General features: G+C 57.4%; 1 pseudogene. It reads right to left on the reverse strand.

Annotated elements, in window-relative coordinates:
• Nucleotides 1-139: 139 nt before the first annotated feature.
• Nucleotides 140-242 (reverse strand): annotated as a pseudogene (locus JNA92_RS25775) (IS110 family transposase); the annotation flags it as partial.

Raw genomic sequence — 242 nt, forward strand, 5'->3', positions numbered from 1 at the left:
TGCAACAAAACCAGGGCATGGCACCGGCTTTGCCGGTGATCGCCGACAAGCCAGCCACAGCTGACCGCACCTCGTGGGAGTACCTGTCTTGCGCAACTGCTAAAAGCTGGCGCGGCCCCTGTGGGAGATTCTATGGTTCTCAGCAAGCCATTTTCCCGCCTTTGGTAACGTATTCGTCCTGATTTCTCATCAGGGCGAATGCCACTCGTGCGAGCTTCCTGGCCAGAATTACCAACGCCTGG

It is taken from the genome of Pseudomonas putida (assembly GCF_022627325.1).
GTDB classification, from domain to species: domain Bacteria; phylum Pseudomonadota; class Gammaproteobacteria; order Pseudomonadales; family Pseudomonadaceae; genus Aquipseudomonas; species Aquipseudomonas putida_X.